Origin of the sequence: Spinactinospora alkalitolerans (genome assembly GCF_013408795.1) — a bacterium.
Lineage (GTDB): Bacteria > Actinomycetota > Actinomycetes > Streptosporangiales > Streptosporangiaceae > Spinactinospora > Spinactinospora alkalitolerans.
In genome coordinates this window covers 6259801-6278562 of record NZ_JACCCC010000001.1, presented here as the reverse complement: position 1 = coordinate 6278562, position 18762 = coordinate 6259801, and the positions used below count along the sequence as shown (strand labels likewise).

At 72.4% G+C, this 18762-nt stretch carries 17 protein-coding genes; 13 read left to right on the top strand and 4 right to left on the bottom strand.

Annotated features, from left to right (window positions below; all coding sequences use genetic code 11):
- Positions 1 to 264: 264 nt before the first annotated feature.
- Together HDA32_RS28100 and HDA32_RS28095 are read right to left on the bottom strand one after the other, a co-directional pair.
- Positions 265 to 1176 carry an Lrp/AsnC family transcriptional regulator gene (locus HDA32_RS28100; RefSeq protein WP_179646015.1) on the bottom strand — a complete coding sequence of 304 codons (912 nt, stop codon included), beginning with the start codon at positions 1174 to 1176 and terminating at the stop codon, positions 265 to 267.
- Positions 1177 to 1486: 310 nt separating this feature from the next.
- A complete protein-coding gene (locus HDA32_RS28095) occupies positions 1487 to 2170 on the bottom strand; it encodes a phosphatase PAP2 family protein (RefSeq protein ID WP_246335317.1) in 684 nt (227 codons plus the stop codon).
- Between the two features lie 714 nt (positions 2171 to 2884).
- Between HDA32_RS28095 and HDA32_RS28090 the strand changes: the two genes are divergently transcribed.
- The 4 genes from HDA32_RS28090 to HDA32_RS28075 all read left to right on the top strand — a co-directional run bounded on the left by HDA32_RS28090 (position 2885) and on the right by HDA32_RS28075 (position 7439).
- Positions 2885 to 3562: a GntR family transcriptional regulator gene (locus HDA32_RS28090; protein ID WP_179646014.1), complete on the top strand. Its 678-nt coding sequence runs from the start codon at positions 2885 to 2887 to the stop codon at positions 3560 to 3562.
- A 410-nt stretch (positions 3563 to 3972) separates the two neighbouring features.
- A complete protein-coding gene (gene pdhA, locus HDA32_RS28085) occupies positions 3973 to 5073 on the top strand; it encodes a pyruvate dehydrogenase (acetyl-transferring) E1 component subunit alpha (protein WP_179646013.1) in 1101 nt (366 codons plus the stop codon).
- 19 nt (positions 5074 to 5092) lie between these two features.
- Complete coding sequence (locus HDA32_RS28080) at positions 5093 to 6091, top strand: alpha-ketoacid dehydrogenase subunit beta (RefSeq protein WP_179646012.1); 999 nt, start codon at positions 5093 to 5095, stop codon at positions 6089 to 6091.
- A gap of 19 nt (positions 6092 to 6110) precedes the next feature.
- Complete coding sequence (locus HDA32_RS28075; RefSeq protein ID WP_179646011.1) at positions 6111 to 7439, top strand: dihydrolipoamide acetyltransferase family protein; 1329 nt, start codon at positions 6111 to 6113, stop codon at positions 7437 to 7439.
- A gap of 382 nt (positions 7440 to 7821) precedes the next feature.
- Here HDA32_RS28075 and HDA32_RS28070 read toward each other — a convergent pair whose 3' ends face one another.
- Positions 7822 to 8229 (bottom strand): GNAT family N-acetyltransferase, encoded by a 408-nt coding sequence (locus tag HDA32_RS28070; RefSeq protein ID WP_179646010.1) that lies wholly within the window; start codon positions 8227 to 8229, stop codon positions 7822 to 7824.
- A 113-nt stretch (positions 8230 to 8342) separates the two neighbouring features.
- Between HDA32_RS28070 and HDA32_RS28065 the strand changes: the two genes are divergently transcribed.
- From HDA32_RS28065 to HDA32_RS28045, 5 genes are all read left to right on the top strand, one after another.
- Positions 8343 to 8873 carry an NUDIX domain-containing protein gene (locus HDA32_RS28065; RefSeq protein ID WP_179646009.1) on the top strand — a complete coding sequence of 177 codons (531 nt, stop codon included), beginning with the start codon at positions 8343 to 8345 and terminating at the stop codon, positions 8871 to 8873.
- Between the two features lie 190 nt (positions 8874 to 9063).
- On the top strand, positions 9064 to 9654 hold the full coding sequence (locus HDA32_RS28060) for a TetR/AcrR family transcriptional regulator (RefSeq protein WP_312863360.1): 591 nt from the start codon (positions 9064 to 9066) through the stop codon (positions 9652 to 9654).
- A 76-nt stretch (positions 9655 to 9730) separates the two neighbouring features.
- Positions 9731 to 10594: an ABC transporter ATP-binding protein gene (locus HDA32_RS28055; protein WP_179646008.1), complete on the top strand. Its 864-nt coding sequence runs from the start codon at positions 9731 to 9733 to the stop codon at positions 10592 to 10594.
- Positions 10591 to 12159 (top strand): fluoroquinolone export ABC transporter permease subunit, encoded by a 1569-nt coding sequence (locus HDA32_RS28050; protein ID WP_179646007.1) that lies wholly within the window; start codon positions 10591 to 10593, stop codon positions 12157 to 12159. Before HDA32_RS28055 ends, HDA32_RS28050 begins: the two co-directional genes overlap by 4 nt.
- Positions 12160 to 12358: 199 nt before the next feature.
- The gene (locus HDA32_RS28045; RefSeq protein WP_179646006.1) at positions 12359 to 13543 is read left to right on the top strand and encodes a glycoside hydrolase family 64 protein; all 1185 of its coding nucleotides are present in this window, start codon (positions 12359 to 12361) and stop codon (positions 13541 to 13543) included.
- 54 nt (positions 13544 to 13597) lie between these two features.
- Here HDA32_RS28045 and HDA32_RS28040 read toward each other — a convergent pair whose 3' ends face one another.
- Positions 13598 to 14527, bottom strand: coding sequence for a Gfo/Idh/MocA family protein (locus HDA32_RS28040; protein ID WP_179646005.1), 930 nt, complete (start codon positions 14525 to 14527; stop codon positions 13598 to 13600).
- 192 nt (positions 14528 to 14719) lie between these two features.
- Between HDA32_RS28040 and HDA32_RS28035 the strand changes: the two genes are divergently transcribed.
- From HDA32_RS28035 to HDA32_RS28020, 4 genes are all read left to right on the top strand, one after another.
- Entirely contained in the window at positions 14720 to 15520 is an 801-nt protein-coding gene (locus HDA32_RS28035; RefSeq protein WP_179646004.1) for a L,D-transpeptidase family protein, read from the top strand.
- A gap of 694 nt (positions 15521 to 16214) precedes the next feature.
- Positions 16215 to 17144 (top strand): ferritin-like domain-containing protein, encoded by a 930-nt coding sequence (locus HDA32_RS28030; protein ID WP_179646003.1) that lies wholly within the window; start codon positions 16215 to 16217, stop codon positions 17142 to 17144.
- A gap of 76 nt (positions 17145 to 17220) precedes the next feature.
- Positions 17221 to 17487 (top strand): hypothetical protein, encoded by a 267-nt coding sequence (locus tag HDA32_RS28025; RefSeq protein ID WP_179646002.1) that lies wholly within the window; start codon positions 17221 to 17223, stop codon positions 17485 to 17487.
- A 33-nt stretch (positions 17488 to 17520) separates the two neighbouring features.
- Entirely contained in the window at positions 17521 to 18705 is a 1185-nt protein-coding gene (locus HDA32_RS28020) for an oxygenase MpaB family protein (protein WP_179646001.1), read from the top strand.
- Positions 18706 to 18762 lie beyond the last annotated feature (57 nt).

Sequence of the window (18762 nt, the reverse complement as noted above, 5' to 3'; positions counted from 1 at the left end):
CCTTTCACCGCAGACGATTGAATTTTTCACTTCCCGGATGAAACTACCGCGCTCGGCGCGCACCGAAACGGCGCGATCCCCGTCCCCGCCGGGGTTCGCGGAAGTTGGCGGCCCGGAGTCGCCGGGGCCGGTTCCCCGGGAGGTCGCCGGGGGAGTGCGGCCCTTCACACCCGTCCCGACCACAAAGGGGCCGCACTCTCGCCGCAGCCTCCGTACACTCCGCCCCGTGCGGCCGACGCGGCCCCTCGGCGGGCCCTTCAGCGCTCACCCGCTCCGCGCGCACTCGGGCCGGGGGGCGTCGTGGGCCTGCTTCACCGGTTCCACGTACACCCAGGTCTCGGTGACCCGGACGCCGGGCAGCGCGCGCATCCGTTCGTAGACCGCGTGCAGGTCGGTGACCGACTCGGCCGCGACGGTCCCGATGACGTCGGCGCGGCCCAGGCAGCGCGCCAGGAACCGGATCCGGCTCCACGCGGCGATCCCGGCGAGGACGCCGGCGTCGGCGTCCTCCAGCCGCAGCATGAACCCGCCGAACTGGACGAGTCCGAAGGCGCCCGGGTCGACCAGGGCGGTCACCCGGACCGCCGAGGCCGCCAGCAGCCGCAGCACCCGGCTGCGCACCGCTCCGGCGGACAGCCCGATCCGGCCCGCCATGTCGGCGAAGGAGACGCGTCCGTCGCGCTCCAGCAGCTCCAGCAATGCCGCGTCGGTCTCGTCGAGGTCGATCTCGGGAACGGTGTCCCGGGGCAGGTGCGGGTCCTTGAGGACGTCGGTGTGGACCACCGTGTTGGCGTCGCGCACGCCGGGCAGCGCCCGGATCCGCTCGATGGAGCCGGTCAGCTCCGGCAGCCCCCTGCCGCGCAGCTCGGCGAGCACGGGGAACCGGCCGGCGGTGAGGCTCACCAGCGCCACCTGCGGCAGCGCGGCGACGGCCGCCGCCACCGGTGCGGCGTCGGCCTCGACGTCGATCGACAGGTGCGCCTGCACGCTCATGCCGCGGACCTCCGGGTGCACCACCCCGACCACACGGATCGCGCCGGAGTCCACCAGCCGCTGCACCCGCAGCCGCGCCGCCGCGCGGGAGAGCCCGACGCGGCCGGCCAGGCTCTCGAACGCCAACCGGCCGTCGGCCTGCAGTTCGCGCACGATCGCCAGATCCGTGTGGTCGAGTTCCACCGCGTCATCCCTCCCGGCGCCTGGGTGTCCGACCTCACATTGTCCATGGGAGAACCGGCCGGGAGCCGCCGCGGACCCGATACGGCCAAACCCGGCCACGCCTGAGACGACGGTGGCCGCCGCGCGGGGTTCCGCGCGGCGGCCACCGTCCGATCACCGCCGACAGGCGGGGGCGGGCCCGCCTCACTGATGTTCGACGATCGGGTTCGCGCAGGGGGCGGCTGCCGCGGTGCGCGCAAGCCGCCGGCGGCACAGCGGCCCGGGCCCCGAAAGCCCCGCCTCGCCCCCGAACGCGGCGGTCAGAGCCCGATCAGGGCTGCTCGACCGGTTCGCCGTCCGCTCTGCGGCCGTACCACGGCCACCAGTACGCGGTCCGCCCCTCGGGGATCATCTCGTCGAGCCGCATCGTCAGGCGCAGCGCCAGCGCGCCGGCGATCATCCCGGCCACCAGGTCGGTGAACCAGTGGAAGTGCAGGTAGACCGAGACCATCGACTGCAGGACCGCGATCGCGGCGATGCAGTAGGCCAGGCGTCGCACGATGTGCGGCCGGGCGGCCCGGTAGCGCACGATCATGTAGAGCACCAGGCCGTAGATCAGGATGGCGTTGGCGCCGTGCCCGGAGGGGAAGGAGACGTCGCCCGTGCCGCTGAAGAACGACGGGTCGAAGGTGCGCGGGTGCGATCGGGCCAGCACCACCTTCATCGTCGCGACCAGGCAGACCATGACGAACCCGCCGCCGCCGGCCAGCACGATCGGGCGCCACGAGCGGTGGTGGTAGGCCAGGTGCAGCGAGACCACGCCGAGCACGGGCAGCGCCACGAAACGCGAGGCGACCGTGTCGGGCCAGAGGATGAGGAACTCCCTGATGTCGGCCTCGAACGGGCGCGGCAGCGTGTTGACCAGGTTGTCGATCGGCTGCAGCACGCCCGCGGAGAGGACCGTCATCGTGACCAGCACCACGGCCAGCAGGATGGCGGTCTTGTCGGAGGCCATGCCCCACGCGAGCTCGCTCGTGCTGGGCCAGACGACCCTCCGGGGCCTCCCGGTCTTGGGGCGCAGGGCGAACGGTCCCGTCGCGACCCGGTTGACGTCGACTCTGCTGAATCGGTAGAGGACTGGAAGGAGGAGGGGATTGCCGGCTCGGTTGGGCGGCTTGGGCCGGATCCGCAATGTATGCATCATGTGCTCAGTGCTGTCTCACGGGTGTGGGCTGGCCTGCGGCACGATCGTGCGTAAGGGGGACGGGCTCGCCGCTGGGACTGGTCGTCGGGTCGGAAGGGACGCGACGCGTCGGGCGGACGCGTCGGCACGGGCCTGGGGGAAGGAGCCCTGGAACCGGTGCGGGCGCAACCGCTCGTGACGGCGCTCCCGCGAGACCGCAGCACACCGCAGGGTCTCTTTCGACCGGGGACCGGGTGACTCTTGTGGGGGTGGTCACCTGGACGCCGCGGTCAGCGTTTCAGAACATTTCCGACAGGAGAGCATACCGTCCCCCGTGGTCAAGCCACCCGGAGACCTGGGAATTACGATCGTCCTACCTCGTGCTTTGCCGATGGGTAAGGCACCGAGCGCGCACTGTTCATCCTGCTGAGACCTCCGCGTGAGCGTTCCGTGAGGAAACAGCGTCACGTGTCGGTGGCGCAGACGCGATGTGGCACTCTCAAATGAGCCTTCGCCCATGGTCCACCCAGAACAGAAAGGTCGTTGATGGTCGACCTCCCGGAGAGGCCGGATGCCCCTTCCCGGTTGGCGCGCAATCCGCTGCGGGAGCAGATCCGGCGCGTGCTGGTCGATGGCCTGCTGTCCGGACGGTGGCAGCCGGGGGAGCGCATCGTCGAACGGCGTGTGGCGGCCGAGCTCAACGTGAGCCAGGCGCCCGTGCGGGAGGCGCTGCGCGAACTGGAGACGCTGCGGCTGATCGAGTCCGTGCCGAACAAGGGGGCGCGGGTGCGCGCGTTTGGTGTCGCGGACATGGCAGAGATCTATCCCGTTCGGGCCGGTCTCGAACTCGTCGCGGCCGAACTCGCCGCCCCGGCCCTGGCCGAGGACATCCGCCCGCTGGAGCGCGAGGTCGACGCGCTGAAGCGGGCCACCACAAGCGGTGACGTGGAAGAACAGATCAAGCACAGCGTCGATTTCCACCGCGAGATCGTGCGCGCGGCGGACAACAGTGTGTTGCTTCACACATGGGAGTCGCTGGGCGTGGAGGTCTGGACGGCGCTCTCGGTCCGCTGGCTCAACATGGAGCTGCACGCCAAGGCCGCCGACCACCACCAGATCACCCGGGCGTTCCGCGACCGCGATCCCGGCGTCGGCCGGATGCTCAGCGACCACGTGCTCAATTACGTGGAGGCCGCGCTGAAGTCCCGGGACGCCGTCGGCTGAGCGTCTGCTCCGCCGCGGTCCGCGGCGCCGTCTCCTGCGCCGTCCGGACCTCTCTCACCTCACCCTTCGCGGGGCAAAAGTCCGGGATCTACTCTAAAGTCGTATTGATCGATCATCGATCAGTACGTAGAGTGTGCGCGACGAACCTCACACGACAACGCTGACGACACGGTGAGCGAAGTGGTCGGATTACATTCCCCGCAACCCCAGCGGCTACACCTGCGGGGGCCGACCGCGCGGCGATCCGAGGAGTCCGGCGACCAGGTTTTCCAGCCACTCCAGCGCCCGCCGTTGAGCCCGGCGACGGCGCACCTTTGCCGTGCTTACGCGTGACCGCGCGGCACGGCGCCGGCTCCCGGCGGACCCACCGGTCCGGTCGGGGCCGACCCCGCACGTAGAAAGGCACCACCATGGCTGACACGGCCAAGAAGGGCGGCGGCACCGCCAGAAGCACGGGCGGCCGCCGGCGGAGCCGCAAGGACGCCGCGCCGAGCATCGCCGACGAGCAGCCGAAGGCGCTGCTGGAGTACTACCGGCAGATGCTGCTGATCCGCCGCTTCGAGGAGCGGACGGCACAGGCCTACACCCAGGCCCGCATCGGTGGCTACTGCCACCTGAACCTGGGTGAGGAGGCCACCGTCGTCGGTCTGATGACCGCGCTGAAGGAGCGCGACTACCTCTTCACGAACTACCGCGAGCACGGCTACGCGATCGGCAAGGGCATCAGCCCGCGCGAGGTCATGGCCGAGCTCTACGGCCGCTCCACCGGTGTGTCCAAGGGCTGGGGCGGCTCCATGCACATGTTCGACACCGAGGCCAGGCTGCTCGGAGGCTACGGCATCGTGGGCGGTCAGCTCCCCCTGGCCGCCGGCGCCGCGCTCGCCGTCTCCTACCGGGGCGGCGACGAGGTCGTCATGTGCCAGATGGGCGACGGCACCACCAACATCGGCGCGTTCCACGAGACGCTGAACATCGCCGCGCTGTGGAACCTGCCCGTCGTGTTCGTGGTGATCAACAACTACACCGGCATGGGCACCACCGTCGACAAGTCCTCGGCAGAGCCCGAGCTGCACAAACGGGGGTCCGCCTACCGGATCGAGGGCGTGCGCGTCGACGGCCAGGACGTGATCGCGGTCCGCGACGCGGCGAGCGACCTCGTCGAGCGCGCCCGCTCCGAGCAGCGCCCGTACCTGCTGGAGACGATGAGCCACCGGATGAAGGGCCACTCGGTCGTCGACCCGGCCAAGTACCGGACCAAGGAGCAGGTCGAGGAGGCCAGGGCCAACGACCCGGTCGCCGCCTTCGAGGCCAGGCTGGAAGAGGCCGGCGTGCTCGACGACGACGCCAAGAAGGAGATCGCCGACTCGGTGCGCGACGAGGTCACCGACGCCGCCGACTTCGCGGAGAACAGCCCGAACCCCGAGGTCTCCACCCTCTTCGACTACACCTACGCCACCCCGGTGGCCAACGAGTCCACCCGAATGCCCGCCGACCCGGTATTCGCCGAGTAGACAAGGAGCGGGTAAACACATGTCCGTCATCACCTACCGCCAGGCGCTGCGCGAGACGCTGCGCGCGGAGATGCACCGCGACGAGGACGTCTTCCTCATGGGCGAGGAGATCGGCGTCTTCGAGGGCTCCTACAAGATCACCGAGGGGCTGCTCAAGGAGTTCGGCGAGCGCAGGGTGCGCGACACCCCCATCGCCGAGGAGGGCTTCGTCGGCGCCGCCATCGGCGCGGCCATGCTGGGCCTGCGCCCGGTCGTCGAGGTCATGACGATCAACTTCTCGCTGCTCGCGCTGGACCAGATCGTCAACCACGCCGCCAAGATCTACGGGATGTTCGGCGGCCAGAACAGCGTGCCGATGGTCATCCGGATGCCGGGCGGCGGCGGGCAGCAGCTCGGCGCCACCCACTCCCAGAACATCGAGCTGTACTACTCGTTCGTCCCCGGCCTGAAGGTCGTCGCCCCGAGCACCCCGGCCGAAGCCGCCGCCATGCTGCGCGCCGCGATCCGCGACGACGACCCCGTGCTGTTCCTGGAGAACCTGGGCCTGTACAACACCAAGGGCGAGGTCCCCGACGACGATGACACCGTCGCCGAGATCGGCCGCGCGGCCGTGACCCGCGAAGGCAGCGACATCACCCTGATCGGCTACTCCCGGATGGCCGCGGTCGCCGGCCAGGTCGCCGAGAAGCTGGCCGAGGACGACATCAGCGTCGAGGTCGTCGACCTGCGCAGCCTCCGCCCGCTGGACCGTGAGACGATCGTGGAGTCGGTGCGCAAGACCGGCTGCGCCGTGGTCGCCGAGGACGACTGGCTGACCTACGGCATCGGCGCCGAGATCGCCGCCACCATCCAGGAGGGCGCGTTCGACTACCTGGACGCCCCGGTCCGCCGGGTCGCCATGGCAGAGGTTCCCATGCCGTACTCCAAGCCGCTCGAAACGGCGGCCCTGCCGTCGGCCGAGTCGATCACCACCGCCGTTCACGAGACCCTGCGCGCCGTCGGCCGGCGGGTCGGTTGATTAGGGGAATGACACCACGATGACTGACATCTACATGCCGCGCCTCTCCGACACCATGGAGGAAGGCGTCATCAGCTCCTGGGTCAAGCAGGTCGGCGACAAGGTCGCCCCGGGGGACGTGCTCGTCGAGATCGAGACCGACAAGGCCGTCATGGAGTACGAGGCCTACGAGGAGGGCTACCTCGTCAAGCAGTCGGTGAACGAGGGCGACACCGTCCCGATCGGCTCCGTGATCGGCGTCCTGGGCGACAGCCCCGAAGCGGCCCCCGACGACTCGGGCGCCGGAAAACCGGAGGAGGGCGAGAAGGAGGCCGCTCCGAAGGAGGCCCCGGCGAAGGAGGAGGCCGAGGAGCGCCAGCCCGCGCCGCAGCAGCCGGCGCCGCAGGAGACCGCGCCGCAGGAGACCGGCAAGGCCGAGGACAAGGGCGCCGGTGCGCCGCGCACCCGCACCTCCCCGCTGGCCCGCCGGCTGGCCAGGGAGTACGGCCTCGACATCGACGAGATCAAGGGCTCCGGGCCCAAGGGGCGCGTGGTCCGCGCCGACATCGAGGCCGCGGCCAAGGAGCGGGGCGAGGCCGGACCGGCCGAGCCCGCCGCGAAGGAGACCCCGGCGCAGGCCCCGGCCAAGGGCGCGCCCCAGGAGGAGTTCGACGACGGCCGCGCCTCCGAGGAGCTCACGGTCACGAACATGCGCAAGGTGGTGGCGCGCCGCATGCTGCAGAGCAAGCAGGAGGCGCCGCACTTCTACCTGCGCCGCACGATCGACGCCGAGGCGCTCAAGGCGTTCCGCGCCGACATCAACGAGCGGCTCGCCGACACCGGCGTCAAGATCAGCTTCAACGACCTGATCGTCAAGGCCGCGGCGACCACGCTGCGCCGCCACCCCAGGGTCAACTCCTCCTGGGTGGACGGCAGACTGCTGCGGCACCACCGCATCAACGTCGGCGTCGCCGTGGCCCTGGACGAGGGCCTGGTCGTCCCGGTCGTCCACGACACAGACAAGACCACGCTGTCGGAGATCGCCACCAGGACGCGTGAGCTCGCCGGCAAGGCGCGCGACGGCAAGCTGAAGCCGCAGGAGATGGGCGGCGGCACGTTCAGCGTGAGCAACCTGGGCATGTTCGGCATCGACAGCTTCTCCGCCGTCATCAACACGCCCGAGGCCGCGATCCTCGCGGTGGGCGCGATGAAGCAGGAGGCCGTGGTGCGCGACGGCGAGGTCGTCGCCCGCAACACCATCGCGCTGGAGCTGTCGGTGGACCACCGCGCCGTCGACGGCGCGGTCGGCGCGGAGTTCCTGAAGGACCTCGCCGAGACCCTGGAAGAGCCGATGCGGATCATCCTGTAGTCCGTCACCGTCCTCAGCAGACGCCCGTCCCGCCGAGCGCGGGGCGGGCGTTCCGCGTTTCCGGGGTCCCGAACGGGCGGGTGCGGCGGCCGCCCGGGGCGGGGCCGCTCACACTCCGGGTCTGCTTCGCGGGGATCCTCCCCGCGCCCCGCCGAGCGGCGGCGGGGCCGGAGTCCGCGGCGGGCCGCGTACCGGATGAGCGGTGAAGTTCCACGTGAAACATGGAGAGGACGCGGAGAGGTCGCCGTGCGGGGCAACGAGGGGCTTCCGAAAGGGGTCGACCGGACCGCGCGGCCGATATGCCCATCCGGGGCGGCCGCACGTTCGCCTCCGGCTACGAGGCCGACCTTCTCTCCCGGTCCTCCCGGGGTCTCGGTCCGGTTCAGGCCAGGCGCAGCAGCCCGGCCGCCGTCGGCCGGAATCCGCAGCCCGCGTAGAACGAGGCGAGGTGCGGTTCGTAGTCGACGTGCAGCCATGCCGCCCCGGCCTCTCGGGCGAGGTCGGCGGCCCGCGCCACCAGGCGCCGTCCCAGGCCGCGTCCCCGCTCGTCCGGGTGCACCGTGACGTCGAGGACGAAGGCGTGCGCACCGCCGTCCCAGGCGACGTTGACGTAACCCGTGAGCCGGTCGTCGCGGCGGGCGCCGACCCAGGCCAGGCTGTGCTCCAGCACCGGGCGGAAGTCGGTCTCGCGGTGCTCGGGCCACGAGGCGCCGAAGAGGTCGTTGAGCTCCGCGTTGCCGAGTGCGGGCCGCACCGCGAGGACAACCCCGTCATGCTGGTGTCCGGTCATGCCGGACAGCCTCGCACGGCTCCCCGCCCGGCGCCACCGCACGATTCAGGAGACCACCGACCGACTCGGCCCGCCCGACCGGCCCCGCCGACCGACCCCTAAGGACGCCCCCCATGACGACCGCCTCCGACGCCTCGAACCAGCCGATCGAGAACGATCTGATCATGGCCGCCGTGGCCATCGTCCCCGGACCGGAGGCGAGCGTGACGTTCGTGCTGCAGAACCGCGGCGCCTACGCGGGGCACTGGCTGCTGCCGGGAGGGCGCATCGGCCCCGGCGAGAGCGCCGAGCAGGCCGCGCGGCGGGAGGCGGCCGAGGAGGCCGGCGTCGCCGTCGGCGAACTCGTGCCCGTCGGCGTCTACGACATCCGCGGGCGCGCCGAGGAGGGCGGGGAGCCCTACGGGTTCCGGGTGCACGTCTACCGCGCCCTCGAACCGTGCGTCGTCCCGGCGGACTTCGTCCTCGACCCGATGGAGGTGAGCGACATCGGTCAGGTCCACCCCAGCGAGATCCTGCCGCACCCCACCGACATGCGCATCCTCAACGAGGCCGGATTCGCCGATTACGACCCGGAGCTGGTCCGGCGCCTCATGGACGCCGACCGCGTGACCATGGCCCGCGTCGGCAGCGGTCCGATTCCGTGAACCCGCGGACCGCGCCGTCGGCCGCGAGAGGACGTGGCCGACGGCGCGGCGACCGCGTCGCGCCCCTCGCGCCCCCGCCTCCCGCTCCTCCGGCGACGTCGACGGCGCGATCCCCACGGCGGCGGCCGCGTCGACGAGGTAATGTTATTAACTAACATCTACTTCGGCGGTGCGGTGGAGGCGGGGGAACGTGGACCGGCGGGCGCGGAGGAAGGCGGAGACGCGGCAGGCGATGCAGGAGGCGGCGTTCGAGCTCTTCCTCGCGCAGGGGTACGAGAACACCACCGTCGCCCAGATCGCCGAGGCGTCCGGCGTCTCGCACATGACGTTCTTCCGCCACTTCCCCACCAAGGAGGACGTCGTCCTCAGCGACGACTACGACCCGATGCTGGAGGAGCTGATCCGCGCGAGGCCGGAGAGCGAGCCTCCGATGGAGCGGATCCGCGCGGCGGTCGGGATCGGGTTCGAACAGGTCTACCCCGGCAACCGCGAGGCCCTCTTCCTGCGCTCCCGGCTGCTGCTGACGACGCCCGCCCTGCGCGCCCGCATCTCGGAGAACCTCGCCGCGTCCCAGAAGGCGTTCGAGCGCGGACTGTGCCGGTCCGATTCGGCGCACGACCCGCCTCTGCGGGTGCGGGTGGTGGCCGCGGCCTGCTCGGCGGCCCTGGCCACCGCCATCACCGCATGGGTCGAGGAGAACGGCGCCTCGGAGCTCCCTGAGCTCGTCGAGCGAGCGTTCGACGCGCTGCGCACCGGCTCGGGTGGCGAGCCTGCGCCCTGACGCCCCGGCGGCCGACCCGCCGACCCTCGGTCCCCACCCCGACCTTGAACGAAACGCCCAGGAGAGGACGCCGAACATGACCGACCCGGTCATCGCGGTCCAGGACCTGCGAGTGCACTACGCCGGCGCCGCGGCCCCCGCCGTCGACGCCATGTCCTTCACCGTCGGGCGGGGGGAGATCTTCGGGTTCCTCGGTCCGAGCGGTGCCGGCAAGACGACCACCCAGCGCGTCCTCACCCGGCTGCTGCGCCGCTACGAGGGTGCCGTCAGCGTCCTGGGGCGCCCGCTGAAGGACTGGGGCGGCGGCTACTTCGAGCGCGTCGGCGTCGGATTCGAGCTGCCCGCCGAGTTCACCAGGCTCACCGCGCGCGAGAACCTCGCCGCCTTCGCGTCCCTGTACCGCGGGCCGGTCGCCGACCCCGACGAACTGCTGCGCGCCGTCGACCTCGGCCACGCCGCCGATCAGCGGGTCGGCACCTTCTCCAAGGGCATGCGCATGCGCCTCAACCTGGCCAGGGCGATGGTCAACCGCCCGGAACTGCTGTTCCTGGACGAGCCGACCTCCGGGCAGGACCCCGTGCGGGCGGCCATGCTGCGCGGCGTGATCCGCGGTGTCGCCGACAACGGGGGAACGGTCTTCCTCACCACCCACGACATGGCCACCGCCGACCTCCTCTGCGACCGGGTGGCCTTCGTCACCGGGGGACGCATCGCCGCCGTCGACACGCCCCGCGGGTTCAAACTGCGCCACGGCCGGTCCGGTGTCGTGGTGGAGTACCGCAGCGACGGGCGCCGGGTGCGGCGCGAGCTCCGGATCGGCGCGCTGGCCGACGACCCCGAGCTCACCCGGCTCCTGCGCGCGGGGGCCGTCGAGACGCTGCACACCCGGGAGGCGTCGCTGGACGACGTGTTCGCCACCGTCACCAGGGAGACGCTGTGAGCAGGCTGCCGGCCGCCGTCGCCCTGGAGGCGCGGGTCGAATGGCGCTACGGGATCGTGGCCGCCGCCGGTGCGCTCGCCCTGCTGTGGACGCTGGTGCTGCTGGCCGTCCCCGCGGAGGGCGCCCGGGTGCTCGCCCCGTACCTGCTGTTCCTCGACACCGCCGGGTTCGGCGCTCTGCTCGTCGTCGCGCTGCTGCTGTTCGAACGCGGCGAGGGCACGCGCGCCGCGCTCACCGCCACTCCGCTGCGCACGGGCGAGTCCGTCGCCGCGCGGCTGATCGTGCTCGTCGCGCTGTCCCTGGCCATCGCCGCCCCGATGCCGGCCGCCGCGCTGCGCGGCCGGCTCGACGAGGTCGCGCGGGCGCTCGCCCCGGTCCTGCTCGGCGTCGCGGTGACGTCGCTGCTGCTGCTCACCCTGTGCCTGGCGATCGGCGCGCGCGCCCGCACCCTGCAGGGGTTCCTGCTGGCGATGCCGCCGGCGCTGGTGCCGCTGATCGCGGTGCCGATGCTGCACGCGTCCGGAGTGGTCGAGCATCCGGTCATGTACGCGGTGCCGACCACGGTCGGCGCCGACCTGATCCGGCTGGGCGTGCGGCCCGGATCGGTCGAGGCGGGGCCCGCGCTCGTGGCCCTGGGGCTGGGCTACGCGCTGCTGTGGATCGCGGCCGGCGCCGTCGCGGCCCACCGGGCGATCGAGTCCGGCGCCGCCGCGGCCCCCCGGCCGGGCCGGGCAAGAGTCCGGGCCCTTGCCCGGCCCGGCCGCCCTTCGGCCGCGGTCGGGCGGGGCGCCGCCGGACCGGGTGCCGCGGCGCGGACCGGCGCGATGCCGCCGGTCCTGCGGTTCGCCCGCGTCGACCTGCTCGGCGTCGGCCGCGACCCGATGCTCCTCGTCCTCCTGCTCGCCCCGGCGCTGCTGGCGGTCGCGCTCCGGTTCGGCTATCCGCCCGCCGTCGAGCACGTGCGCTCCTCCTACGGGTTCGACCTGGCCCCGCACACGCCGGCGGCCCTCGCCGCGTTCGTCCTGCTGCACGTGCCGATGATGTTCGGGGTCGCGGGCGGGCTGCGCGCCGTCGAGGACATCGACGAGCACGTGCTGCCGGCGCTGCGGGTCTCCCCGCTCTCGTTGGGGGCCTACTTCGGCTACCGGATGCTCGTGACCGCGCTCGCCACCCTGGCCGGGCTCGCCGCCGCACTGCCGATCAGCGCGATGGCGGGTGCGGCCGACCCGGCGGACCTGGCGGCGGCGGTCCTGCTCGCGTCGCTCCAGGCGCCGGTGCTGCTCCTCGCGATGACCGCGCTGGCCGGCAACAAGGTCGAGGCGCTGGTGGTGGTGAAGGGTGCCGGGGCCGTGCTGGTCCTGGTGCCCGTCGCGATGTGGGTCCTGCCCGGCGGCTGGTGGTGGCCGCTGCTGGCGCTCTCCCCGGCGTGGCCGGTCCTCGCCCTGCCCGGGTACTCCGACGCGGGCCCGCACCCCCTGGTGTCGCTCGCCGTCGGCACGCTCGTCACGGCGGCGACCGCCGCCGTCCTGATCCGCCGCACGTGGCGGCGCCTCGACGCCGGATGAGGCGAGCGACCTCGGCCCCCGGGGAGGAGGGAGGCCTCGACTCCAGGGATTCCAGAAGTGTGATCTGCATCACCTGTTAACTTTGTTACCAGTAAGGATGCTGCCTTAACGTCGTGTACTCATCACTCAGGGTTGACGTTCGTCTCGCCGGATCGCCAGATTGGTTCCCCACTTCCGACCCCTATGTGAGGAACCTCGAATGATGAAACGAAGGTCCTTCCTCGGCGGTGCGGCACTGGCCGCCGTCGGCGCCCCTCTGCTCGGGGCCGCCGGGTGCGGGCGGCCGTCGACCGCGAGCCTCACGGGAGGCTCCGCATCGGCGGGAGCGCTCCCGATGACCATCGTCAACAACAGCGGCGCCCACGCCGACAGCGCGGTGCGCGTCTACATCGTCGGCACCGACCTGGAGACGGGCCGGCAGTCCTACGTCACCCCCGACGGGACGCTGACGCCGGTCAAGGAGGCCGACAACGTCGACGGCGGCTTCACCGACTACTCCATCCCGCTCGACGAGGTCGGCGCCGGACTCTCGCTGCCCTTCATGTCGGGCCGCGTCTACTTCGCACTGGGGGGCAAGCTCCGCTTCAAGGCCGTCACCGACGGCAACGGCGACGCGGCGCTGCAGTACCCGGCCGGCTGGGTGGAGTCCGACCCGAACTACGACGTCCTCCACGACACGGTCGAGTTCACCCACAACGCGTCAGGCATGTTCTGCAACACGAGCATGGTGGACCAGTTCAGCGTCCCGCTGTCCATCCGGCTGTCCGGTGAGCAGGAGCAGACCACCGGAACGCTGAAGGAGGGCGGCCGCGACGCCGTCTTCGACGCCATCGCCGCCGACGCCGACCACTCCCCGCTCGTGGTCGGCGACCGGCTCCGCGTGATCGCACCGGGGCACGGCGTCGACGCCGGTCTCTTCTCCGGCACCTACTACGACCCCTACGTCGACGAGGTGTGGGCGCGCTACGCGGCGACCGACCTGTCGGTCACCACGAACGCCGGCACCTTCACCGGACGCGTGGACGGCTCGGGCCGGCTCCTCTTCGACGGGGGAGTGGCGCCCATCGCCAAGCCCTCGACCCGCGACGTGTTCTTCTGCGACGGCGCTCTGGCCGCCCCCAACGACGGCGTCACCGGCCCGGTCGCCGCCGTCCTCGGGGCGGCCTTCAACCGCTCCACCCTGCTCGACTCGGCCGAGCAGCCCACGACCGACCCGGCGGCCTTCTACCGCCACGCGGTCACCAACACCTACGCCGAGGTGTTCCACGACAACACCGAGGACGGCAGGGCCTACGGCTTCGCCTTCGACGACGTCGGCGGCTTCGCCTCCTACATCCAGGACCACGCGCCCGCGTCGCTCGAGGTGACGTTGACCCCGTTCTGACCGGTCCCGGCGTGCGACCGCCGGAGCCCCCGGCCGACGTCGGCGGGAGAGGGCTCAGGCCGGGTCCGTCCCGGTGACCTCGGAGACGCGGACGGTGCCGCGCCGCCGCAGCGCCGCCTCGGCCGCGGCGAGCACGTCCACGACCTCCCGGCCGAACCGCACGTCGCAGGGGTCGCCGGTGACGCCCCGGTCCACGTCGCGCACCAGCCGGTCGATCGCCGCGCCGAACGCCTCCACGGGAGTGCGCTCTCCCTTGGGGACCGCGGCCCAGCCGCCGCTGCCGTGGAACGCGATCTCGTGGCGGGTCGCCGCCGGCGCGGCGTCGAGGGTCAGCGAGAGCGTGCCGGCCGCGCCGCCACTGTGCCGGGTGAGGAGGTGCACGGTGCCGCGCGGCCCCTCGACCGCCGCCACCTCCTCCACCGGGCCGAGCACCGGGAGGATGACGGACAGGGCGTGCGGCCCGATGTCCCACAGGCCGCCCTTCTCCCGGCGCCACGGCGAGGCGCCGTAGGGGTTGCCCGGTTGGAAGACGGACGCGAACAGCGTCGCCCGGACGCCGTCCCAGCCGCCCGCTTCGGCGGCCTCGTGCAGGAACGCCTCGACGTCGTCGCAGAACCGGTTGGTGAAGAACACCATCGACGCCAGGCCGTTGCGCCCGGTCTCGGCCGCGATCAGTTCGGCGGCGGAGGCGGACAGCGCCACCGGCTTGTCCAGCAGCAGGTGCCGACCCGCCCGCGCCGCGCGCAGCGCGAGCTCCGCCTGCACGTCGGGGGGCAAGGCGACGGCCACGGCGTCGACGTCGGCGAGCAGGGCGTCGACATCGCGGTAGGCGCCGACGCCGTAGCGGTCGGCGAGCGCCCCCGCCTTGGCGGCGTCGCGTCCCCACACCCCCGCGAACGTGATGCCGGGATGCCCGGCCAGCGCCGCGCCCTGCGTCTCCGCCGCCCAGTACCCCGTTCCCAACAGCCCGAACCTGAGGCCCATGCCCTCGCTCCTTTTCTCGACCGTGGCCATTGTGCCCGGATGCGGCGCCGCGCATCCGCCGCCGACCGGGCGATTCCGGCGAAATCCCGATCCGCGGATTTCTCGTCCGAGAAGGCGCAGGTGGTGCGCTCCCGCCGCCATCCGGGGCGGCAAAGCGCCAATGCCGATGTCAAAGACGGGTAAAGAGCACGTATGGCTATTCGAGAATCCGGAAATCCCCCCAGGTACGCGGCGAGGGCGGCGACGCTGGCGCTGTCGGCGGTCGTGGCGGCCGGGTACGGCGGCGCCGCGGCGCACGCCGGCACCGCCCCGGCCGCGGACGCCCCCGCGGCCCATTCGGCCTCCACCGCCCGTTCGGCCCCCGCCGCCGCGGCCGTCTGGCCCGGGGCCGAGGCCGCGGACCTGCTGCACCGGGGCGACTCGGGGGCCGAGGTGGTCCGACTGCAGGAGCGGCTGCGGGAGCTCGGCTACTGGGTCGGTCCGGCCGACGGCGAGTTCCAGGACCTCACCGTCCAGGCCGTCTACGCCGCGCAGAAGGCGGCCGGCATCGGCCGCGACGGCGTGGTCGGGCCCGACACGCGCGCGGCCCTCGACGAGGGCGTCCGGCCGAGCGCCACCAGCGGGTCGGGCGACGTGGTCGAGATCGACCTGGAGCGCCAACTGCTGCTCGTGGTCTCCGACGGGGAGGTGCGGCAGGTCTTCAACACGTCGACCGGTTCGGGGGAGAGCTACGAGTCCCGCGGGCAGCAGCAGGTCGCCGTCACCCCGACCGGCGAGTACTCGGTGTTCCGCCAGGTCGACGCCTGGGACCCCGGCCCGCTGGGCTCGCTGTACCGCCCCAAGTACTTCAACGGCGGCATCGCCGTCCACGGCTACTCCTCGGTCCCGCCCTACCCCGCCTCCCACGGCTGCGCCAGGGTGAGCATCGCCGCGATGGACTGGCTGTGGGAGAACGGCAGCCTCGACCACGGCACCCCCGTCATCGTGCGGTGACACCTCCGGCGGCCCCGGCCCCGGGGCCGGGGCCGGGGCCGGGGCCGGGGCCGCTTGGGATCGAGGTCGCCCTCGCCCGCAGGCCCATCGTGTCTTCGGCGTGGGCGGGCGCGGCGGTCGCCATGACGCTCAGCGGCACCGCGAGCGCGATCAGAGCGAATTCCCCGCTTTTCGTGGATCTCCCTCCGTGGCGGTACCGGAGCCTCGTGTGCGCGACGCCGTACGGAGGCCCGTAAACGCGCCTCTGAGGAATTTAAGAAGCTATCCGAGGTGATGGGGGGATGAGCGTGTTTTTAGTGGGGAAGCGTCTGAAGAGGGAATGAAACTCGCAATGCGTCCGGTCCGGCTTTGCCTGTGGTTTGTGCTTCGATGCCGTTCGGAGGGCGATCTCCCGTGGAACGCCCAGCAATGGGCCGGGTTTTCCCTGTTCGGGGCTCTGTCGCCCTCTGCGGAGAACGCGTTTCGCGAGATACGAATTCGTAGCCGACGGCCTGGCGGATGGGGTGACATTAAACACAGGAGACGGAAATTCACATTGGACGCTCCGAGGGTGATCATTGGCCGGGATTTCCGCTCCACTCACTTGGAACGCGCTTCTCGCCGTCTCGCGGTGCACGTTTCACGCCGAGTCGGAAAACGGGCGGAAATACTGGTTTGCGGGAATTCCCGCACGAATCGACACCGAGGAAGCAGCGTGTTCAACAATTCCTTCATCAAGAACGCGATCGACCGCAGCGCCGAGAACGGCCTCGACCGGCGCCGGTTCTTCACGGCGGCGGGTGCGGCGGGGCTGGGGGTGGCCGGCGCGAGCCTGGTCCCCGGCTTCGCACTGGCCGACACGTCGAGCGACGGGCCCAGCGACGCAGCCGTCCTGAACTTCGCGCTGAACCTGGAGTACCTGGAGGCCGAGTTCTACCTGAGGGCGGTGACCGGCGAAGGGCTGCCGAGGAACCTCATCGGGGGCAAGGGCGAGACCGGAGCCGTGTCGGGCGGCCGGAAGGTGAAGTTCGAGACCAAGCTGATCCGGCAGTACGCCGAAGAGATCGCCGCCGACGAGAAGGCCCACGTCCGGTTCCTGCGCGGCGCACTCGGCTCGGCCGCGGTCTCGCGCCCCGCCATCGACATCGACGCGGCCTTCACCGCGGCCGCGCGGGCCGCAGGCCTCGTCGGGTCGGGCGAGAGGTTCGACCCCTACGCCAACGAGAACAACTTCCTGCTCGCGGCCTACGTCTTCGAGGACGTCGGGGTCACCGCCTACAAGGGCGCGGCCCCCCTCGTCGACAACAAGGCCTTCCTGGAGGCCGCGGCCGGCCTGCTCGCCGTCGAGGCCTACCACGCGAGCAACATCAGGACCACGCTGCTCGCCCGCGGGCTGGAGGCCCCCTCGGTGCGGATATCCGACGCGCGCGACAGCCTCGACGGGCCGGAGGACCTCGACCAGGGGGTCGTCGACGCCTACGGCAAGGCCAACATCGTGCCCGCCGACGACGACGCCCTGGCGTTCAGCCGCAGCGCCGGCCAGGTGCTCAACATCGTGTACCTGACCCCGGAGGAGGCCACCTCCGGCGGCTTCTTCCCCGACGGCGTCAACGGCCCGATCAACCGCAGCGAAGACAACACTTGAGCCGGTCCCGAAACGCCGGGGCGCCCGTCAGGACCGGCCTGGTCCGGGGCCGCCCCGGCGCACCGGGTTCCGGGGCATGCAATCCCGCCGCCGCGGCATCGTCACCGCGGCAGCGCTCGTCCCGTCGGCGCTGACCGTCCTCTACGCGCTCGGGTGGGGCGCCTTCTCCCTGCTGCCAGGGGCCCTGGGGCTGCCGGTGGCCCTGAGCGCCGTCGCGGGGTTGGTGTACGGCGTCCTCCCCGGCGTCGACGGGAGGCGGGGCGCGGCGGCCGTGTCCGTCCTCGGGTGGGGCGCCGTGGTGCCGGCGACGGCGGCCGGCGGGGCCGCGGCCGCCGGTCGGTAGGGTTCGTGTCGAAAACTCCCTATGGAGGCGTGAATGTCGACCGAATCCGCGCTGACGGCACCGCCGCGGCGACTGCTCAGCGCCGCCGAGGTGCGGGCCCGGCACGGGGAAGCCGGGCTGGACCTCCTCGCTCAGGGGCTGCGCGAGGGCGATCCGGTCGCCGACGCGGTGATCGCGGAGTTCGCCGAGTCCGGCGGCGCGGCGCGCACCGCGCTCGGCGCCGGCCTGAACGACGGCCTGGCCGCGCTCGCCGATCCGCCCCCCGCGGTCGCGGCCCTGCTGCGCGAGTCGGAGGGGGCCGTCGCCGAGGCCGACCGCGACCTGCTGGAGCGCGGCGACCTCGCCAGTCTCACGGTGGACCCGTTCTGGAGCCGGATGGCGTTCGCGCTCGGCTCGCTCGTGCACACCTACAGCGCACCCGGGATCGCGCGGGTCCTCATGGGCACCGGCAAGCTCACCGAGGGGGCCGCCCGGCGCCTCGGCGAGACCGGGCTGTGGCGCGGCAACGCCATCCTGCCCGGCGGGCTGCTGCGCGGCGCCCCGGGCTACGTCGACACCGTGCAGGTGCGCCTGCTGCACGCCCGCGTCCGCGCCAACGCCCTCAAGCGCGGGTGGGACGTCGAGGAGTGGGGCGTTCCGATCAACCAGGTGGACGCCGCCCGGACCTGGCTGGACTTCACCGTCGTGCCCTTCAGGGCGCTGGAGCGGGTCGGCATCGTCCTCACCCCGGAGGAGGAGCGCGACCTCTACCGCTACTGGCGGCACATCGCCGCGCTGGTGGGCGTGGACCCCCGGTTCTACCTCGACGTGCACGACCACGCGTCGGCCGGCGCGCTGCTGGACCTCATCGACGGCACGAACGCCGCCCCCGACGCCTCGGCCCGCGCCCTGGTCGAGGCGCTGGTCGACGCCCTCGTGTCGGGCCTGATGGGCGGCTCGCTGTCGCTGCCGGAACCGTCGGTGCGCACGCTGCTCGCCGCGCTGACCCGGCTGATGCAGGGCGACGAGGCCGCCGACGCCCTGGGGATCGAACGGGTCGACGTCGCCCCGTTCCTGCCGCTGCTCGCCATGGGCAACTCCGGGGTCCGCCGCTGGCAGCGCGCCACCCCGGAGTCCTGGCGGCAGGCGCTGGCCGAGCACACCGAGTACCGCCGCACCGAGTTCGCCCACCTGCCGGGCACGGAGTACCGGGCGAGCATGGCCGACGCCCGGAACTGAAACCGGGGCCGCCCCCGCCCGGAACGCGGGCGGGGGGGGCGGCCCCGGAGGCGTCGC